Here is a 15,932-nt window from a genome sequence, read left to right as displayed (position 1 = left end):
ATGGGCATCTAATTTGCCGGGTGCTGCTGCACCATAAGGGTTGTTGATGAATGATACAGAGTTGATGGGTAAGCTCTCGATACGAAAAGGTATTCGCTGGAAACTGATGGTGGCGATGGTCGGCATGATCGTGGCGATTGTGGGACTGTTGACGGTGTTGCAGGTGAATAGTCAGAAAACTGCCCTGAAAAAAAATCTCAATGCCCATAGCTCTTTTCTCAAGGAGCAGATGACCAAGAAATCTGATCGCTCATCTGAACAGATGTCCAGCCACCTGCAGAAACTGATCGCCACCTACCGTCTGTCGCTGGCCAACCAGTATGTGCGCGAGGTGGTGCGCGATATTGATGATCTGAAATATGTGATTCTGATGCAGGGTGACCAGCCCAGGATTGCTTATGGTGCCAATCTGAGCAGTGAGCTGAGACAGGAGATTCTTCACGGCCATGTCTCCGAGTTTGCCGTCAGTCAGCAACTGGAGGCCAAACACGATTTTGTGGTCGGAGAGCTGGCTTTTATGGAGTCGATTGTTCCGATCCTGGTGGATGATAAGCAGTGGGGCGTGTTGCGACTCGGCTTCTCCCTTGATGAGTTGAACAAGGCGCTACACGAGTCGGAAGCCTATGTGGCCGAAGAGATGAATCATATGCTGCTGCAGGCGAGTTTGACGGCGCTGCTGTTTTTGATTGTCGGCTCCATCGTGGTCTATTTTCTGGCCGGCATGTGGACGCGTCCGATTCAGGAACTGGTTCGCTTCTCCCACGAGTTGGCTGGTGGCGATTTCAGTGCCACGCCGCATATCAGTATCCGCACTGAAGATGAGATTGGTGTGCTGGTAAGCTCGCTGGAGGAGATGGCGGCAAGTCTGCGCGACTCCTATGAGAAACTTGAAGAGCACAGCCATACGCTGGAAGAGCAGGTTGAAAATCGCACCCGTGAACTGGCTGAAGCACGCGACAGGGCCATTGCAGCCATGAAAGCCAAGAGTGATTTTCTTGCCAATATGAGCCATGAGATTCGCACACCGATGAATGCGGTGATCGGTTTGACCCATCTGACGCTGGATCGTGAAACAAACAAACAGCAGCGCAACTATCTGACCAAAACACTGGAAGCTTCCGAAGTGCTGCTCTCCATCATCAACGATATTCTCGATTTCTCCAAGATTGAAGCGCATAAAATGGAGCTGGATCGTATCGATTTTGATATGGATGAGGCGATGCATAACCTGGCCAATATCGGGGGCGTTCGCGCCAGTGAAAAAGGGCTCGATTTCCTTATCGATTTTCCACCTCAGATGCCACGTCTGAATGGTGACCCGCACCGACTGGGGCAGGTGTTGCTGAATCTGGTGAATAATGCTGTGAAGTTCACCGAAGAGGGGCAGATTATTGTTGGTGCCCGTATTCAGTCCTCCGATGAAAATGGTCATCTGATCCGCTTTACGGTGACCGATACCGGTATCGGCCTGAGTAAAGAGCAGCAGTCACGCCTCTTCCAGGCCTTTACCCAGGCCGATAGCTCAATTACCCGTCGTTATGGCGGCACAGGTCTGGGACTGGCGATCAGTAAACAGCTGGTTGAGATGATGGACGGTGAAATCGGTCTGGACAGTGTCAAGGGTAAAGGCAGTTGCTTCTATTTTACGGCACGCTTCCAGGCGGCTACAGAGAGTGTCTCTAAAATCATCGTTGTACCCGAACCACTGCAGGGGCTGCGAACGCTGATTGTTGATGATAACCCCACCTCCAAGATTATTCTGGCCCGTTTTATTGAGAGCTTTGGCATGCATGCAGCACATGTATCAACAGTGAAAGAGGCTGCCAAAGCTTTGAGGGACTCCTCAGCTGATCCTTATGGTCTGCTGATTGTCGACTGGACACTGGCTGAAACAACCGGTTTTGAGAGCCACGCCTTGATTCGCAAGGCAGCAAAACTAAAAGCTTTGCCACCCGCGATTCTGACTGCCAACTATGGCCAGAATGTGGCCAATGAGGAGGCTGCCAGAGCCGGTTTTGCCACAACCCTGCTTAAACCTGTTACCTCATCCTCGATTCTCGAATCGATCTCAGGTGTGTTCGGCTTTAGTAGCAGTGATCATGAACAGGCTGGCGGCAAGGATGGACTGGCAGGAAATGTGGCGCACCTGCAGGGGGCAAGACTGCTGCTGGTGGAAGATAATCCGATCAATCAGATGGTAGCTGAGGGGCTACTGACTAAAGCGGGCATCAGCCTGGTCGTTGCTCATAATGGTCAACAGGCCGTTGATGCGGTGCGCTCGGATAGTTTTGATGGTGTGCTGATGGATATGCAGATGCCGATTATGGATGGTCTGGAGGCGACCCGTTTGATTCGTAGCGATGCCGCGTTTGCGACACTGCCGATTATCGCCATGACCGCCAATGTGCTGCCCTCAGATGTACGTGACTGTTTTGAGGCGGGCATGAATGATCATATCGCCAAACCGATCGATCCGCAGGATCTCTATGCCAAGCTGGAGAAGTGGGTGAGCAGCTTCCGGCTTGGTGAGGTTGGCATGGACGATCAACCTCAGGATGAGATGCTGCCACAGCTGCACGGCATTGATGTGAAGGATGGTTTAAGGCGTGTGGGCGGTGACCTGCAACTCTATCGCAAGGTTGTTGGCAAGTTTGTTGAGAGTCAGGCTGATGTCACCGGGCAGGCGTTACGTGCTCTGCAGAGTGGTGATGCTGCTGTTGCGCAGCGATTGTTTCACTCGCTTAAATCTGTGGCGGGAAATATCGGTGCCAAAGCATTGCATGATGAGGCTGGCCGACTTGAGATGCTGATTCGTGATGGTGGCAGTGAAATCAATGCGGATGATTTTCAGCTGGCTGCAACCACGCTTGTTGAGATTATTGCTGCAATCCGTGGCTGGATTGAAGAGAAAGCTGAACCGGCTGTAGTGGCAGAGGATGGTGAGTTTGATCGCGATCTGGCCAATGCGGTGCTTGGCCGCATGCGTCTGCTGCTGGAGGATTATGATGGTGATGCCGTTGATCTTCTTGATGAGCTTGAGTCGGCCCTGGCCGGCACATCCATCGCAGCCAAACTTCCACGCATGAAGAAACATCTCGATGCTTACGACTTCGATGCAGCTCTGCTGCTGCTGGAAGGTGTTGAGCAGGCAGTCAGAGCTGCTTAATTAAAAAAGTAGATCACACTTTCAGCACTGTCACAATAAACAGAAAATCGAACCACGAATTAACACGAATAAGAGTGGTTCTGAATAGTTATGTTCATGTCTTGTATTTCGGCACATCTATGCGCCTCATCCTCGGCAGCCTGCTAGCGGGGGATCAAAAACCTTGTTTCTAATTACTGCTTTGTTGCGAGCAGATCACTGGCGTGCACGGTCTGGCCACGCAGCTGTTTGGATTCATCCGACAGCAGGTAGAGATAGGCAGGGGTCACACTGCTGGCTGGTGGCACCATATCGGGATGTTCACCACCGTAGGTGCGTTTAAAGAGTTTGGTGCGTACCCGTCCCGGATTGAGTGTGTTGAAACGGAACGGTTTGTCGGGATGCTCCATCTGCCACATCGCTGCAGCATAGCCGAGAGCACGCTTGGCCATACCATAACCGTGCCAGTTGGCCATATCCTTATCGACCATCTCACAGCTGGTAAAGATCACTGATGCAGCCTCTGCACGTCTGAGCAGCGGGAACATGATCTGGGTTAGCATATTCGGTGCGGTAAGATGGATATCGAGCATTTTACGGAAATCATTAACCTTCACATACTGTAGCGGCGTGCAGCGATCCATATCGCCAGCGCAGTGAACCAGCCCATCCAGATGTGGAACCTGATCCTTCAGGGAGAGGAACAGCTTACCGTAGTTGTCGAAATCATTGAGATCAAACGGGATACAGAGGCAACGGCCACCGAGTTCTTCGATGCGCTCCATAGTCTGCTGCAAACCATCTTCACTGCGGCCAAGTGCAATTATACTGGCACCTGCTTCACCGAGTGCTACTGCAACCTGCTGGCCGATGCCATCAGATGCACCGGTAACCATAATAATTCGATCTTTAAACTGCTGACTCATACCCTTTCCCCCTGCGAAGTCGCGATGTTAACCATAAAGGGAGAGAAGGGCATCCCTTGGGGGATCAGGTGAATTTTGCTGTGAGCGAAAGAGAGTATCCTCTGGGGGATCAGGTGAATTCTTATCCCAAATCTGAAGGCGATTCAGAGCAAATTTATTGAATTATGCGCTGCCCCTCGACTGTCGTTTTACTTCAGTCGCCAACGACGAGGTTCGGCGGCGGTCTCAACCGGTCATTCGCTTGAGTCCTGTATGGGGAGCTGGCTTATCAAAACCACCGAGGAAAAACCCCTAAACAAAAGCTGTGCCTTCGAACCTGTTGAATTCGAACGCCTTATTCATATGATGTCAGGGTAACAAAGTGCGTAGACAAAGGGGAACAACATGCAGGACGAGGCAACACAACCAGACAAAAAACAACAAGAGCCCGCGAAATTGAAGTGGCAAAAACCCCAAATCAACAACCTCAATAACGAAGCAACCCACGGAGGAAAGGGATTCGTCTACCCGACAGAAAGTTTTTTCGGCCCGGCCAGCGGGCCTTCTTAGGCGCCCACGTCCCAGTCCCAGCCGGTTATCGGGCTCATTTCGCACGCGGTTCTGCCATCCCCAACAGCCGGCGGCCGTCAAGAGGGGATAGTCGACCTTCCGGTGCGTGTGATATGCGTTAAGACAGCAATCCATATCCGGGTGAATTGCCACCCATTTCCTAGACAAGCTTGATTGGCCGGTTATGGCCGCAAGCAGTCCTTCGGAGATAATGAATTAGTCGTCGAAACCGGCGGAGATGTGATTTTCGAAGCGGGTGAAACGATGCACGAAGGTGAGTTTGACCTCGCCAATTGGACCCTGACGCTGTTTGGCGATAATGATCTCTGCCAGACCTTCATTCTCAGGTTTCTTGTTATAAACTTCATCACGATAGATGAACATGATCACATCGGCATCCTGCTCAATCGCGCCTGATTCACGCAGATCCGACATTACCGGACGCTTATCAGCACGCTGCTCAAGTGAGCGGTTAAGCTGGGAGAGGGCGATCACGGCGACATCCAGCTCTTTAGCCAGACCTTTGAGAGAGCGACTGATTTCGGAAACTTCCTGGGCTCTGTTCTCAGAGTTGGAACGACCACTCATCAGCTGGATATAGTCGATCAGCACCATATCAAGGCCTTTGTTTTCACGTTTGAGACGACGGCACTTGGAGCGCAGCTCCATCACGGAAATGGCCGGGGTATCATCAATAAAGATCTTTGATTCAGCCAGTGAACCACTGGCCGCTGCCAGTTTGCGCCAGTCATCAGAGGAGAAGCGACCGGTACGCAGATGTTGCATGTCTACGCGTGCTTCACAGGCAAGCATTCGCAGGGCGATCTGCTGGCATGACATCTCCAGCGAGAATACTGCGACTACGCCACTGTTTCTGTCCTCAGCGCGCATGGCTGCATTCTGGGCGAGATTCATCGAGAAGGCGGTTTTACCCATACTCGGACGGCCGGCAACAATAATCAGGTCACCACGCTGCATGCCCGAGGTTTTCTCATCGAGATCATCAAAACCAGTGGAGACACCGGTAACCAGTTGTTTATTGGCATAACGCTCTTCAAGCTCTTTGTAGCTCGATAGCATCAGATCGCTCATCTTGGAGAATGAGGGGCGTGAACGGTTGAACTTTTCGGCAACCGCGAGGATGTTCTTCTCAGCGGTGTCGAGATGTTCGTTGACATCACGCGCGGTCTCTTCGTAAACATCGCGGCTTACGCTGCTGCAGACAGAGAGCAGTTCGCGCAGTACAGAGCGCTCGCGAACAAGATCGGCATAATGTTTTACATTGGCGGAGGTAGGGACGGCAGTGACCAGATCGGCCAGATAGGATTCGCCGCCACAGGAGGCGAGTTCATCGCGTCGTTCCAGATTATCCTTGATGGTCAGGGCATCGACCGGCTGGCCGCGCGCTGATAGCTCCTGGATAACATAAAAAATCCGGGCATTGGCTTCAACATAGAAATGTTCCGGTTCTAATGAACCTTCCAGTCGCTCCAGTGCCTCGGCATCAAGCATGATTCCCCCGAGTACCGCCCGCTCAGCATCATAGGCATGCGGCGGGGTACGCTCTCTGAGCGTATCGGTACGCAGGGGAATGGCTTGACTCAATGTTCCTCTGATTCGACCTTGATGGTGACATCAGCAGTAACGTCTGGGTGCAGACGTACACGGAACTGGTGCTCACCAATAGTTTTGATCTGCTCATCGAGCAGGATGTTACGGCGTTCAACGTTCTGACCGTTTGCATTCAACAGATCAGCCAGTTCGTTGGTGCTCACAGAGCCGTACAGATGTGTGCCATCTGACGTTGCACGAATAACTTCCAGTGTCAGCAGAGAAAGCTTCTCAGCTTCAGCCTTAGCTGTAGTCAGAACATCTGCCTGCTTGGCTTCAAGCTGAGCACGGCGGCGTTCAAACACACTGCGGTTACCGGCAGTGGCAAGTGAAGCCTTACCATTAGGGATCAGGTAGTTGCGGCCATAACCGGCACGAACACTAACTTCGTCACCAACATTACCCAGACCTTCAACACGTTCCAAAAGAATCAATTGCATTTTATCCTCCAGCAGCCGGAAATCTCCGGCGAAAATCAAACCAAATATCCATCAGGCCGACAATGACGAATGGTACGATCATTGCAGACCAGATGAGTAACATCAAATACATCAGGCCAATCGAGAAAGTCAGTCCTTTCACTTTCAACCAGCTATGGGCAACCATCACTCCTTGTGCTGCTAGCAGACCGCCAGTGACGATCGCGGCATTGGCCACAAGGTACAACAGATTACCCGAGACAATCAGCATCAGCAGCATCAATCCTGTAAACAGAAACGCCAGTGCCTTGTCAAAACTCAGGGTGAGCAGGCTTGCCACTTCACCTTGATAAAAACCATATTTCATGGCCAGGTGGCGGGCCGAACCCATATTACCCCACCAGGTCATCCACAGTGTCAGCGCCAACAGGCCCGGTAACACTGCAACCATCGATTCTCTGAATAGCTGCATCGCCTGCACCTGTTCAGCCGGAAGCGTAGCCATATCAGCAAACAGTGGCTCCAGAAGCAGGTTAACCCACGCTTGTAACCCCAGATTCTGCGTACCGGCTGCCAGCATGAGACCGACTACCACCGCAATACCTGTACCCATCGCCACTTGCTGTGCACTGCGGCGAACGCCACCTGGCTGCATCAAAGCTGTTGCAGCCAGAGCTGGCAACAGACCATAAAGCAGTAGTGTCACCACACCGGCCGAGAGCGAGAAACCACTCAGGGCAGTGACTACAGCTGCAGCAATGGCTACAACCTGCAGGGCGAATTTCAAGCCTCCACCAAAGGTGATCAGAGCCACCAGTGCCGGAGTCATTAGATGCAGCGCTATACCCAGTGTCATCGCCAACAGGGCAAAGACAGTCGGTATACCCGGCACAATGGCCGGAAGCCACATGCCAAGCAGCATGAAACTCATCAGTGCTGCGCAGGGTAGCCGCCGGGTCAGAATAAAATCAACCAGCGGCGGCATGACCTGCTGTTCAGGTGCCTGATCTTGCATCAGATCACCTTACGATCAAAAAATATCAATCGTGGTGTAGCGGGGTGAATGCCAGCAGTGCCAGTACACGTGCACGTTTGACCGCAGTGGTCAGTGAACGCTGGTGCTTAGCACAGGTGCCAGTCACGCGTGATGGCAGGATCTTGCAACGCTCGGTAATGAAACCGCGCAGCAGATCCGGATCTTTATGGTCAATGGTCAGAGCCGTGTCTGCACAGAACTTGCAGAACTTACGACGACGCTGGAAACGACCACCATCACCCTGTGGACGACGCGGACGGTCACCCTGTGGACGAGCAGGGCGATCACCCTGTGGACGTGCCGGACGGTCACCTTGTGGACGTGCAGGGCGGTCACCCTGTGGACGTGCAGCGCGGTCAGCCTGTGGACGTGCTGGTGCAGCAGCAGTTGTTTTTACATCTTCACTCATCTATTACTCCTAAATCTCTTCTCAGGTCTGTTCCGGGTCAGCTGCGGATTGCTCTTTCAATCGGCATGATTCAACCCAGATCTCTACCTGTCCCCAGCAAGGTTCACCGTCCCTGCTGTAAAATCGTCTGCGTAAACAGCCTTCAACAACGACATACTTACCTTCGAGAGCCGAAATCGTGTTACAAATCTCGCCGGTTGCTCGAAGCGGCATCGGTTGTTGATCCTGAACTCCTGCTCGAACCGGGCCCAGTTGCGGACGTGATGTAACCACCTCTGCAATCAGTGCCAGAGCCCCATCAGGTGTCCAGCGTTTACGCAAATTGCGTAGCCGGCCCGAAACACGGGCGCGGTTAAACTCAGGCGCTTGCGTCTGCTCCATCAGCAGGCGCGGCCTCAGCAACTTTCTCTTCAACTACAGCTTCTTCAGCAGGTGCTTCAACTGCGGCTTCTTCAGCAGGTGCAGCAGCAGCGGCTTCAGCAGCAACGATTGCAGCAGCTTCAGCTTCAGCTTTCTCTTCAGCAGCAACTTCTTCACGCTTGGCAGCAGCCTGGGCGCGACGCAGCAGTGGAGATGGCTTGTCAGAAAGTTCAGTCAGTTTGGTGGTCAGGGAGCGGATAACACGCTCTTCAAGGCTGATCGCATGCTCAAGGGCCTTAATCGCATCGGCACTGCCATCTGTTACCAGCAGCATGTAGTTGCCACGTTTACGGTTAGCGATGGTGTAAGATAGCGGACGTGAGCCCCAGTTTTCGCGTTTAACAATGCGGCCACCGGACTTTTCGACTTTAGCGACCAGATCCTCGGTCAATGCTTCGGTGTTTTCCTGAGAGATATCAGGATTAACGATAAAAATAGTTTCGTAATACAAAACGGCGCTCCTCTCGGTGTACAAACGTACGCCCCGGTACGATTAGCGCGCCCGGAGCAAGGTATGTAGTTTGCATAGTTTCCCATGCAGTGGCGGCGCATCATAATCAGTCAAATCATGATTGCAAGCATGTGTTGGCCGAAACATTGTTGGCACGCTATGCTGGCTACCATTGTAATAACGGGAGGTAGCGATGGATTTACTTGTTTTTCTACTTATTGGTGCAGTGGCTGGCTGGATAGCCGGTAACCTGATGAAGGGTGGCGGTTACGGGTTGATCGGTAACATGGTGATCGGTGTGATCGGTGCCTTTATCGGCAAATTCGTATTCGGTTTTCTCGGTTTCTCCTTCGGAGGCATGATCGGCACGCTGATGGCAGCAGTGCTCGGTGCAGTGATCCTGATCTTTATTGTAGGGCTGTTTAAACGCTAACTGTCAAAATGGATCGCTTTTTCACCACCGCTCTTGTTTGAGCTTTGGCAGGCTTTCTCGGCCATATTGATTAACAGATCGATATTCTCTCTCAGGTTTATCTCATTGAGTTGATCCGGAGCCAGTGTGGCTGCGCCAATGCTGATGGCGGCAGGATGAGCTACAGTTTTAACACTCTTACGAATGCGTTCCGCCAGAATCAGTGCAGCCCTGGCATCGGTGTAGGGGAGTAGTACGGCGAAACGGCCGTTACCAAGTGGCTCGATAAGATCAGAGGCTCGAATAGTGCCTTTTATCTCATGAGTGATTTCAGTCGCCAGGCTTTGCTGTTCATCCGCATTGACCTCAAGCAGTAGCAGGGAGGTGCTGGCAGCTCTTCTTGCAGCCAGATTGAGCGTGATTTTCATGATCGAACAGAGCTGTTCATACTCTGGCGATGAAGATCTGTGCTGCTGAGCTGGAGTGGCCCACTCCGAATACTCAGGAATATCATCATCGATATTGTACCACGCTGCTCTGTAGCGGGTGAAGATGTGTTGGGTAGGGCGAGTGCCGGGATCACCATCAATGGTTCCCATGCGAAAAATATAGTGGTTCTGACCTTCACGTTTGGCATAGATCTGTGAGCCGCAGTTAGAACAGAAGTAGCGTTTTTTTCCCGGCGATGATTCATAGAATTTGAGCAGCGCTTCACCGGCCGTGAATTTCAGATCAGCAAGCTGCACCGCTGCAACAGAGGAGAAGGCGCTGGCATGAGCCTTCTGGCAACTCGGGCAGTGGCAGTGGCTGATCGGCCCCATCTCACCGGTGATCTCGTACTTTACCTGCCCGCACAGGCAACGGCCTTTAATCATAGATACCTCTTTTGATGGTGACCTCAAAGCAGGCACCACCACTCTGACCATCGATATAGTTCACATCACCACCATGCTGCATGGCAATCTTGCGCACAAGTGAGAGTCCAAGGCCAATACTGCCTTGAGAGTGTCCATCAATGCGTGGCTGATAAAAAGGTTCGAAAATATCTATCCGCTCAGCTTCGGGTATGCCGGGTCCATCATCACACACTTTGATGGTAGCGCTCTCCGAGTTGTCCGAGACGAAAACAGTAATCTGTTTTTCAACGGCGTATCGCTGGGCATTTTGCAACAGGTTACGCAGTAGGCGGCGCAGCATCGTTTCATCACCCATGATGCTGATCTGATCTCCTGAGACTTCTGCGTCATAAATACTGGCAACTTCAGCAGCCAGAGCCAGTAGATCAATCTTTTCAAACTGTGTCCCGGCACTTCCAGCATCAAGCTTGCTGGCCAGCAAGAGTTCATCGACCAGATCATCGAGCTCTGCAATATCTGCCTCCAGTTTGGTTTTGCTGCTCTCGATCGAGTCGCTCTGCATCAGTTCAATGGCCATACGCATGCGTGTGAGAGGAGAGCGCAGCTCGTGGGAAGCGCCACTGAGGATATGCTTTTGTGCTTCGATCAACTTTTCAATGCGTTCAGCTGTATGATTAAATCGCTTTGCCAGGATGGCAATCTCATCTTTGCCGGTAATGGAGGCTCGCGCTTTCAGATTACCCTGACCAAACGCATCCACTTGAGTCTGTAGCTGTTCAAGGCGACATGTGAGTCGCTTGGCAATCGGGTAGGCAGCTATGCCGAGCACAGCAAACAGCAGTACGATAACAAGCAGTGGCATGGGGAAGTGACCACTCTGGTGTGAGACAACAAGCCAGCGGCCATCATCCAGACGCAGAGAGAAGTTATCCCGGTCATGATCATGGCCCCAGTTATGCCGACTCTTCGGCAGTGGCAGTGGTGAGCCGGTGGAAACGACATGTTTACTATCGCGGTTATAGAGGCTCAGTGTCACCTCGAACGTTTTTGCCAATCCCTGTAGTCGAGGCTGCAACAGTTCAGGCGATTCATTGATAGGTAGTGACTGGCTCACCAGCAGACTCAGACCCGCCTTGAAACGGGCCGGTTCGTTGCCCTCTGACAGCGTTTTCCAAGCCAGACCTGCCAGCAGTGCAAACAGGATCAGGCCGCCGAGAAAAGCGAAGTAGATCTGCAGGTAGAGTTTATGACGCATGTTAGGGCCCTTCAATCCTGCTGCCGGGCAAAGACGTAACCGGTGCCGCGAATGGTTAATATACGGCGCGGTTTTTTAGGATCATCTTCAATATGTGATCGGATGCGCGATATATGCACATCAATACTGCGGTCAAAGGAGTCCAGTTCATGGCCTTTGAGCGCATCCATAATCTGGTCACGGCTCATAACGCGACCCGCGTGTCTGGCCAAAACTGTGAGCAGGTCAAACTGGTAAGCGGTAAGGTTGAGGTTATTGCCATCGAGCGTGGCAACATGGGCAGATTCGTTGATTTCCAGTCGTCCGAAACGGAGCTGAGTGGAACTGTTCTCCCTGCTTCCCCGACGCAGAATGGCGCGTATGCGGGCCAAAAGTTCACGCGGATTAAAGGGCTTGGGCAGGTAATCATCTGCCCCGATCTCCAGTCCGATAATGCGATCCATCTCATCGCCGCGTGCAGTAAGCATCAAAATTGGCATTTGAGAGAAAGCCCTGACCCTTCGACACACTTCAAAGCCATCAATATCAGGTAGTCCGACATCAAGAATCAGTGCATCGAAGTGATCTCTTTGTAGTGCCTGAATGCCATCTGTTCCGTTGGCACAACAGATCACTTGCATCTGCTGTTCAGAGAGATATTCGCAGAGCATATCCGATTGCTGCATGTCATCTTCGATGATCAGGATTTTAGCCATGCTGCCAGCCTATATTTGAACAGGCAGCATGACCATATTCCAGCCGATCAGCGTGAATGATGGAATCTCTCTTTAACATCAGAGGCCAATTCCTGGCGCTGCTCAGGTGTCAGCACATCAGCAATATCTGCAATCATCTGCACCAGCTCCTGAGAGTTACTGTTGAGCAGTGCCAATTCAGACTGGCGAACGGCCTCCAGTTCACTCCTGTCTACTGAGGGTTGAGTGAGTGCCCGGGTAAATGCACTGCGATTGTCCAGATGGGAGGTTTTCGTGGCCTGAAGTCGAGGCGCATAGCTATTTACAATGGCCTTGATCTGCTCGCCCTGTGCCTGACTGGCATCGACGTGATCAATCAAGTGGTCCGTCATTCGATCCATGCGTTCAGTTATATCCGCCTGGCTCCAGTGGTGACCTCCATGGTGCCATCCTGCATATCCACATCCGGGTCCGAACAGTGCCCCAGCCAGCCATACAACTCCGACAATAGCCAGGACTCCGAAAACGGCCCGGCCGCATCTGCCACGTTTTCCGCAGTGGTTGCGTTTACATTTGTGTTTGGGGTGGGATGTTTCATTCTCTTCCAGTTCATCTTTTTTCTCTTCAGACATGGTTGCCTCCTGTTATTACGGTTCGATCTGAACCACGGGTGCAATAGTGGAAGCGCCTTGTTTCGGGAAAATTTCTACTATGTAAAGTTTTGTAAACGGCTCAGCTATCAAGCCGGGAGAGTAGCTCACGCTTGCGTGTGTCTGGAATTTCTCGCCAGTCGATATCGAGAATCGCACCTTCAAGTGCCCAGAGCAGGTTCAGCGTGGCATTGGGCTGCATCGATTTAATCATGCGGTAGGCAGCCACTGAGCCGCAACGCTTCAGATCATCCAGTGTGTGGAGTTCGATTGCTCTTAACCACGTTCTTGAGACTTTACCGATGTTTCTCATGGCTGTTCAGCCAGCAGTTCAAAGGCTTCTGAGGCCAGCTGTTTGCCATTCACAATCACAGCAAGATCGTGTCTGCCCGCATAATAACGGCGGGTGGTGATTAGCCTGAAGGAGTGGGTTTTAGCGACTGTTTTAGTTGTATCGGCATAATCGGCTTCTGACACCTTGAATATTTTGCGCGCCTGCTTGCCGTTGGCTTTCATGAAGTCGATGGCGTACTCAATGCGCAGCTTGCCCAGCTGTTTGTCAGCCGTGTGCAGTTGAAAGGAGAAGGCCAGCTGTCTGCCGATCGCTACGTTTTTATCGACTTCAAGATTCACTGTTTTTACATGCTCCGGGTTGCTGAAGCCGAACAGTTGTAGCACTTGCGAATCTCCCTGTTTAAGCAGGCTGCGACTGGCATGTTTGAGAATCCAGTCGGTTCTACTGTTTTCTCCCAAACGCGCGTGTAACAGATCAATCAGAACGTCCGGGTGATCCTTTGAGATGTCATTGAGATTGTTGGCGACACTGCGGCGTACATATTCTGATTCATCATGCATCAGTTTTTCAATGACGTTGAGTACAGCTCCAGGGTCTCTCTTGAACTCCGGCAGTGCCATCGCCCAGGGCAGGCGTGGTCGACAGCCTTCGCTTGCCAGTCTGCGCACATGTTCATTATCTGACTCAGCCCATCTCTCCATTTGAGTCATCATGCGATCTCCATAACGGATGATGAACGGGCGCACAGCCAGCTCCGATGAGGAGTAGGGGGTCATCACTTCAAGGGCTTTGACCGAAGGCTCGTAATCGTCCAGACCGAACAGCTCGACATAAGCCGGGAAGATCAGATATTCGAGGCCGGAATATGTAGTGCCTGCCAGTTGCAGGATAGCAACCGCTTGCGAATAGTTTGCTGGCAGCAGTGGCTGCATCGAGGCGGCGATATGGTAGATACGATCTTTGAGTTCCCGCTGCTGCCAGTGAGCGTCGAAGACCGATGTTTTGAAGGCAACCGCATCAAAGTCAGGGCAGTGTTTGACCAGAGAGGCAGCAACATTGTCGATCAGTGTTTCATTGAATAGATTCTTAAACGGTTCAGCCATTGCAGCAGAATAGTTCAGAGCCGTGGCGGATGAAAGGGGGCGTGATGAAAGTGGTGAATCTTGAAACGGTTGCAGCAGAGGCTGTGGCGCATGATCCTGAAATAAAGAAAAGGGTGCTGCTGCATGAATCGGAACTGCCCTGCTCGGTTCGCCTCTCGCAAGCGACACTGACTCCGGGTCAGCAGGTTTCAGCCCACCATCATGAGCATGTTTGTGAGGTTTTTTACGTTCTCTCAGGAGATGGTGAATTCATTGTTGATGGTAAAACTGTTAAAGTTGGAGAGGGGAGCACGATCCGCATTGATGCAGGTGAAGTGCATGCCGTGGTTAACAACTCAGATAAAGATATGAGCCTGCTCTATTTCGGATTGCCTGTGTAAAAAAAAGAGCCCCGCCCGAAAGGGCGGAGCTCATGCTTGAGCTACTAAATGAGTTAGTAATCTTTCTTGTAGTTACCCAGTACACAGTGTTTGGTGAAGGTGGCTGCGTCACTGCTTGACCAGTCGGCTTTGGCTTTCTCTTTCATCGATTCGCACCAGGCTTTGCTACCCGGATCCGGTGAGCAGGCAGAGAGCGAGATGAGTGCCAGTAGAGCAAATAGTGCGGTGATGGATTTTTTCATGGTGATACCTCCTGAATTTTTATCCTTTTATTATTCTCTTTGTTATAGCTTTTAGTAGAGCAGTTGCGCGATAGCCTCTTCAGTCAGTGCTCCCGGCAGTCTTGCGCCGAGCTGGGATACGACCATACCTGCTGCATGTGAACCGAGGTGGCCTGACTTCTGCCACGAGAGGTTGTTGGTGATACCGTAGAGCACACCTGCAGCATACATATCACCGGCACCGGTGGTATCAATGGCCTCGGCCTCTACGCCCTCAATCGGCAGTGTTTCACCCTGATGCATAATGATTGAACCCTTCTTGCCGAGAGTGAGTGCAACATTCTCACAATGTTTGTGAATTTCCTGAGCGCAATCGATAGGGTCTTCAAATCCGGTCAGTGCTTTGGCCTCCTCCTCATTACAGAAGAGCAGATCAACCGGTCCTTCGATCAGTTGCTGGAACTGATCCTTAAAGAGGTGAATCAGGAATGGATCGGAGACTGTCAGTGCCACTTTCACATTATGTTTCTTGGCGTATTCAATCGCTTGCAGAGCTGCAGCTTTGGTGGAATCTCCGGCAAAGAGGTAGCCCTCAACATAGATATATTTTGCTTTGGCAACTTCACTCTCGAGGATGTCATCGGCATCAAGTGAGCTGGAGATGCCCAGGTTGGTGAGCATGGTGCGCTGTGCATCGGGGGTAATCAGCACCACGCAGGTGCCATTCTGGCCATCGGTCTGAGGCACTTCAATGGTGATGCCCAGCTCATTCATCTCATCGAGATACTGCCGGCCAAAGGCATCTGCGCCGGTTTTACAGGCATAGGCTGCAGAGCCGCCCATATCAGCAATGCCGACAATGGTGTTGGCTGCGGAACCGCCTGAGCAGTAGTTCACCTTATGATCGGAGAGGGCAGCCAGAATCTCCTGTTGGCGCTGTTCATCCACCAACGTCATAACTCCCTTTTCAATGCCCATCTTCTCCAGAAATGCATCGTCGCACTGCACCTGCAGATCCATAATGGCATTGCCTACGCCAAAAACATCATAATCCATCTCATTCTCCAATAAAAAAGTATGCTGCTTATCCTGCCACTGCAATTTTTGAATACCACAATA

The 15,932-nt window shown here is 51.8% G+C and carries 19 protein-coding genes; 4 read left to right on the top strand and 15 right to left on the bottom strand.

Annotated elements, in window-relative coordinates; all coding sequences use genetic code 11:
* The first annotated feature begins 46 nt into the window (after window positions 1–46).
* Window positions 47–3,166, top strand: coding sequence for a hybrid sensor histidine kinase/response regulator (locus tag F3F96_RS11685; RefSeq protein WP_176963462.1), 3,120 nt, complete (start codon window positions 47–49; stop codon window positions 3,164–3,166).
* Window positions 3,167–3,339: 173 nt separating this feature from the next.
* Here the strand turns inward: F3F96_RS11685 and F3F96_RS11680 are convergent, their stop codons facing one another.
* Window positions 3,340–4,071, bottom strand: coding sequence for an SDR family NAD(P)-dependent oxidoreductase (locus F3F96_RS11680; RefSeq protein WP_176963461.1), 732 nt, complete (start codon window positions 4,069–4,071; stop codon window positions 3,340–3,342).
* A gap of 384 nt (window positions 4,072–4,455) precedes the next feature.
* Here F3F96_RS11680 and F3F96_RS11675 point away from each other — a divergent pair, with 384 nt between their 5' ends.
* Window positions 4,456–4,620 carry a hypothetical protein gene (locus F3F96_RS11675; RefSeq protein ID WP_176963460.1) on the top strand — a complete coding sequence of 55 codons (165 nt, stop codon included), beginning with the start codon at window positions 4,456–4,458 and terminating at the stop codon, window positions 4,618–4,620.
* A gap of 216 nt (window positions 4,621–4,836) precedes the next feature.
* Here F3F96_RS11675 and dnaB read toward each other — a convergent pair whose 3' ends face one another.
* Genes dnaB through rpsF form a run of 6 tightly spaced genes read right to left on the bottom strand, consistent with a single transcriptional unit; the run spans window position 4,837 to window position 8,966 of the window.
* On the bottom strand, window positions 4,837–6,225 hold the full coding sequence (gene dnaB, locus F3F96_RS11670; protein WP_176963459.1) for a replicative DNA helicase: 1,389 nt from the start codon (window positions 6,223–6,225) through the stop codon (window positions 4,837–4,839).
* Entirely contained in the window at window positions 6,222–6,671 is a 450-nt protein-coding gene (gene rplI / locus F3F96_RS11665; RefSeq protein WP_176963458.1) for a 50S ribosomal protein L9, read from the bottom strand. Before rplI ends, dnaB begins: the two co-directional genes overlap by 4 nt.
* 1 nt (window position 6,672) lies before the next feature.
* A complete protein-coding gene (locus tag F3F96_RS11660; protein WP_176963457.1) occupies window positions 6,673–7,665 on the bottom strand; it encodes a DUF2232 domain-containing protein in 993 nt (330 codons plus the stop codon).
* Window positions 7,666–7,690: 25 nt separating this feature from the next.
* On the bottom strand, window positions 7,691–8,095 hold the full coding sequence (rpsR, locus tag F3F96_RS12760; protein ID WP_176963456.1) for a 30S ribosomal protein S18: 405 nt from the start codon (window positions 8,093–8,095) through the stop codon (window positions 7,691–7,693).
* A gap of 21 nt (window positions 8,096–8,116) precedes the next feature.
* Window positions 8,117–8,476, bottom strand: coding sequence for a hypothetical protein (locus tag F3F96_RS11650; protein ID WP_176963455.1), 360 nt, complete (start codon window positions 8,474–8,476; stop codon window positions 8,117–8,119).
* Complete coding sequence (gene rpsF, locus F3F96_RS11645) at window positions 8,454–8,966, bottom strand: 30S ribosomal protein S6 (RefSeq protein ID WP_176963454.1); 513 nt, start codon at window positions 8,964–8,966, stop codon at window positions 8,454–8,456. The genes F3F96_RS11650 and rpsF overlap by 23 nt, the downstream gene beginning before the upstream one ends.
* Before the next feature lie 193 nt (window positions 8,967–9,159).
* Between rpsF and F3F96_RS11640 the strand changes: the two genes are divergently transcribed.
* Entirely contained in the window at window positions 9,160–9,399 is a 240-nt protein-coding gene (locus tag F3F96_RS11640; RefSeq protein ID WP_176963453.1) for a GlsB/YeaQ/YmgE family stress response membrane protein, read from the top strand.
* Here the strand turns inward: F3F96_RS11640 and F3F96_RS11635 are convergent.
* The 6 genes from F3F96_RS11635 to F3F96_RS11610 form a co-directional block, all read right to left on the bottom strand.
* Window positions 9,396–10,253, bottom strand: a complete 858-nt coding sequence (locus F3F96_RS11635) for a GFA family protein (protein WP_176963452.1) — start codon at window positions 10,251–10,253, stop codon at window positions 9,396–9,398. The genes F3F96_RS11640 and F3F96_RS11635 overlap by 4 nt on opposite strands.
* Window positions 10,246–11,490 (bottom strand): HAMP domain-containing sensor histidine kinase, encoded by a 1,245-nt coding sequence (locus tag F3F96_RS11630; RefSeq protein WP_176963451.1) that lies wholly within the window; start codon window positions 11,488–11,490, stop codon window positions 10,246–10,248. The genes F3F96_RS11635 and F3F96_RS11630 overlap by 8 nt, the downstream gene beginning before the upstream one ends.
* An 11-nt stretch (window positions 11,491–11,501) precedes the next feature.
* Window positions 11,502–12,185 (bottom strand): response regulator, encoded by a 684-nt coding sequence (locus tag F3F96_RS11625; RefSeq protein WP_176963450.1) that lies wholly within the window; start codon window positions 12,183–12,185, stop codon window positions 11,502–11,504.
* Window positions 12,186–12,232: 47 nt separating this feature from the next.
* The gene (locus F3F96_RS11620) at window positions 12,233–12,796 is read right to left on the bottom strand and encodes a Spy/CpxP family protein refolding chaperone (protein ID WP_176963449.1); all 564 of its coding nucleotides are present in this window, start codon (window positions 12,794–12,796) and stop codon (window positions 12,233–12,235) included.
* Window positions 12,797–12,896: 100 nt separating this feature from the next.
* Window positions 12,897–13,127: a TfoX/Sxy family protein gene (locus F3F96_RS11615; protein WP_176963448.1), complete on the bottom strand. Its 231-nt coding sequence runs from the start codon at window positions 13,125–13,127 to the stop codon at window positions 12,897–12,899.
* Window positions 13,124–14,212, bottom strand: coding sequence for a DNA alkylation repair protein (locus F3F96_RS11610; protein ID WP_176963447.1), 1,089 nt, complete (start codon window positions 14,210–14,212; stop codon window positions 13,124–13,126). Before F3F96_RS11610 ends, F3F96_RS11615 begins: the two co-directional genes overlap by 4 nt.
* Window positions 14,213–14,256: 44 nt before the next feature.
* On the opposite strand from F3F96_RS11610, the gene F3F96_RS11605 reads away from it, so the two are divergent.
* Window positions 14,257–14,592, top strand: coding sequence for a cupin domain-containing protein (locus tag F3F96_RS11605; RefSeq protein ID WP_176963446.1), 336 nt, complete (start codon window positions 14,257–14,259; stop codon window positions 14,590–14,592).
* A 53-nt stretch (window positions 14,593–14,645) separates the two neighbouring features.
* Here F3F96_RS11605 and F3F96_RS11600 read toward each other — a convergent pair whose 3' ends face one another.
* Both F3F96_RS11600 and F3F96_RS11595 read right to left on the bottom strand, forming a co-directional pair.
* A complete protein-coding gene (locus tag F3F96_RS11600; RefSeq protein WP_176963445.1) occupies window positions 14,646–14,834 on the bottom strand; it encodes a DUF3012 domain-containing protein in 189 nt (62 codons plus the stop codon).
* Window positions 14,835–14,885: 51 nt separating this feature from the next.
* Window positions 14,886–15,869, bottom strand: coding sequence for an adenosine kinase (locus F3F96_RS11595; protein ID WP_176963444.1), 984 nt, complete (start codon window positions 15,867–15,869; stop codon window positions 14,886–14,888).
* Window positions 15,870–15,932 lie beyond the last annotated feature (63 nt).

It is taken from the genome of Mariprofundus sp. NF, from assembly GCF_013387455.1.
Taxonomy (GTDB): domain Bacteria; phylum Pseudomonadota; class Zetaproteobacteria; order Mariprofundales; family Mariprofundaceae; genus Mariprofundus.
This window is presented reverse-complemented; position numbering and strand designations above follow the sequence as displayed.

Bases quoted from the DNA above. Each gene is read 5' to 3' on its own strand.
- F3F96_RS11685 (WP_176963462.1), top strand. From the start codon at position 47: ATGAATGATACAGAGTTGATGGGTAAGCTCTCGATACGAAAAGGTATT.
- F3F96_RS11680 (WP_176963461.1), bottom strand. From the start codon at position 4,071: ATGAGTCAGCAGTTTAAAGATCGAATTATTATGGTTACCGGTGCATCT.
- F3F96_RS11675 (WP_176963460.1), top strand. From the start codon at position 4,456: ATGCAGGACGAGGCAACACAACCAGACAAAAAACAACAAGAGCCCGCG.
- rplI (WP_176963458.1), bottom strand. From the start codon at position 6,671: ATGCAATTGATTCTTTTGGAACGTGTTGAAGGTCTGGGTAATGTTGGT.
- F3F96_RS11660 (WP_176963457.1), bottom strand. From the start codon at position 7,665: ATGCAAGATCAGGCACCTGAACAGCAGGTCATGCCGCCGCTGGTTGAT.
- rpsR (WP_176963456.1), bottom strand. From the start codon at position 8,095: ATGAGTGAAGATGTAAAAACAACTGCTGCTGCACCAGCACGTCCACAG.
- F3F96_RS11650 (WP_176963455.1), bottom strand. From the start codon at position 8,476: ATGGAGCAGACGCAAGCGCCTGAGTTTAACCGCGCCCGTGTTTCGGGC.
- F3F96_RS11640 (WP_176963453.1), top strand. From the start codon at position 9,160: ATGGATTTACTTGTTTTTCTACTTATTGGTGCAGTGGCTGGCTGGATA.
- F3F96_RS11635 (WP_176963452.1), bottom strand. From the start codon at position 10,253: ATGATTAAAGGCCGTTGCCTGTGCGGGCAGGTAAAGTACGAGATCACC.
- F3F96_RS11630 (WP_176963451.1), bottom strand. From the start codon at position 11,490: ATGCGTCATAAACTCTACCTGCAGATCTACTTCGCTTTTCTCGGCGGC.
- F3F96_RS11625 (WP_176963450.1), bottom strand. From the start codon at position 12,185: ATGGCTAAAATCCTGATCATCGAAGATGACATGCAGCAATCGGATATG.
- F3F96_RS11620 (WP_176963449.1), bottom strand. From the start codon at position 12,796: ATGTCTGAAGAGAAAAAAGATGAACTGGAAGAGAATGAAACATCCCAC.
- F3F96_RS11615 (WP_176963448.1), bottom strand. From the start codon at position 13,127: ATGAGAAACATCGGTAAAGTCTCAAGAACGTGGTTAAGAGCAATCGAA.
- F3F96_RS11610 (WP_176963447.1), bottom strand. From the start codon at position 14,212: ATGGCTGAACCGTTTAAGAATCTATTCAATGAAACACTGATCGACAAT.
- F3F96_RS11605 (WP_176963446.1), top strand. From the start codon at position 14,257: ATGAAAGTGGTGAATCTTGAAACGGTTGCAGCAGAGGCTGTGGCGCAT.
- F3F96_RS11600 (WP_176963445.1), bottom strand. From the start codon at position 14,834: ATGAAAAAATCCATCACCGCACTATTTGCTCTACTGGCACTCATCTCG.
- F3F96_RS11595 (WP_176963444.1), bottom strand. From the start codon at position 15,869: ATGGATTATGATGTTTTTGGCGTAGGCAATGCCATTATGGATCTGCAG.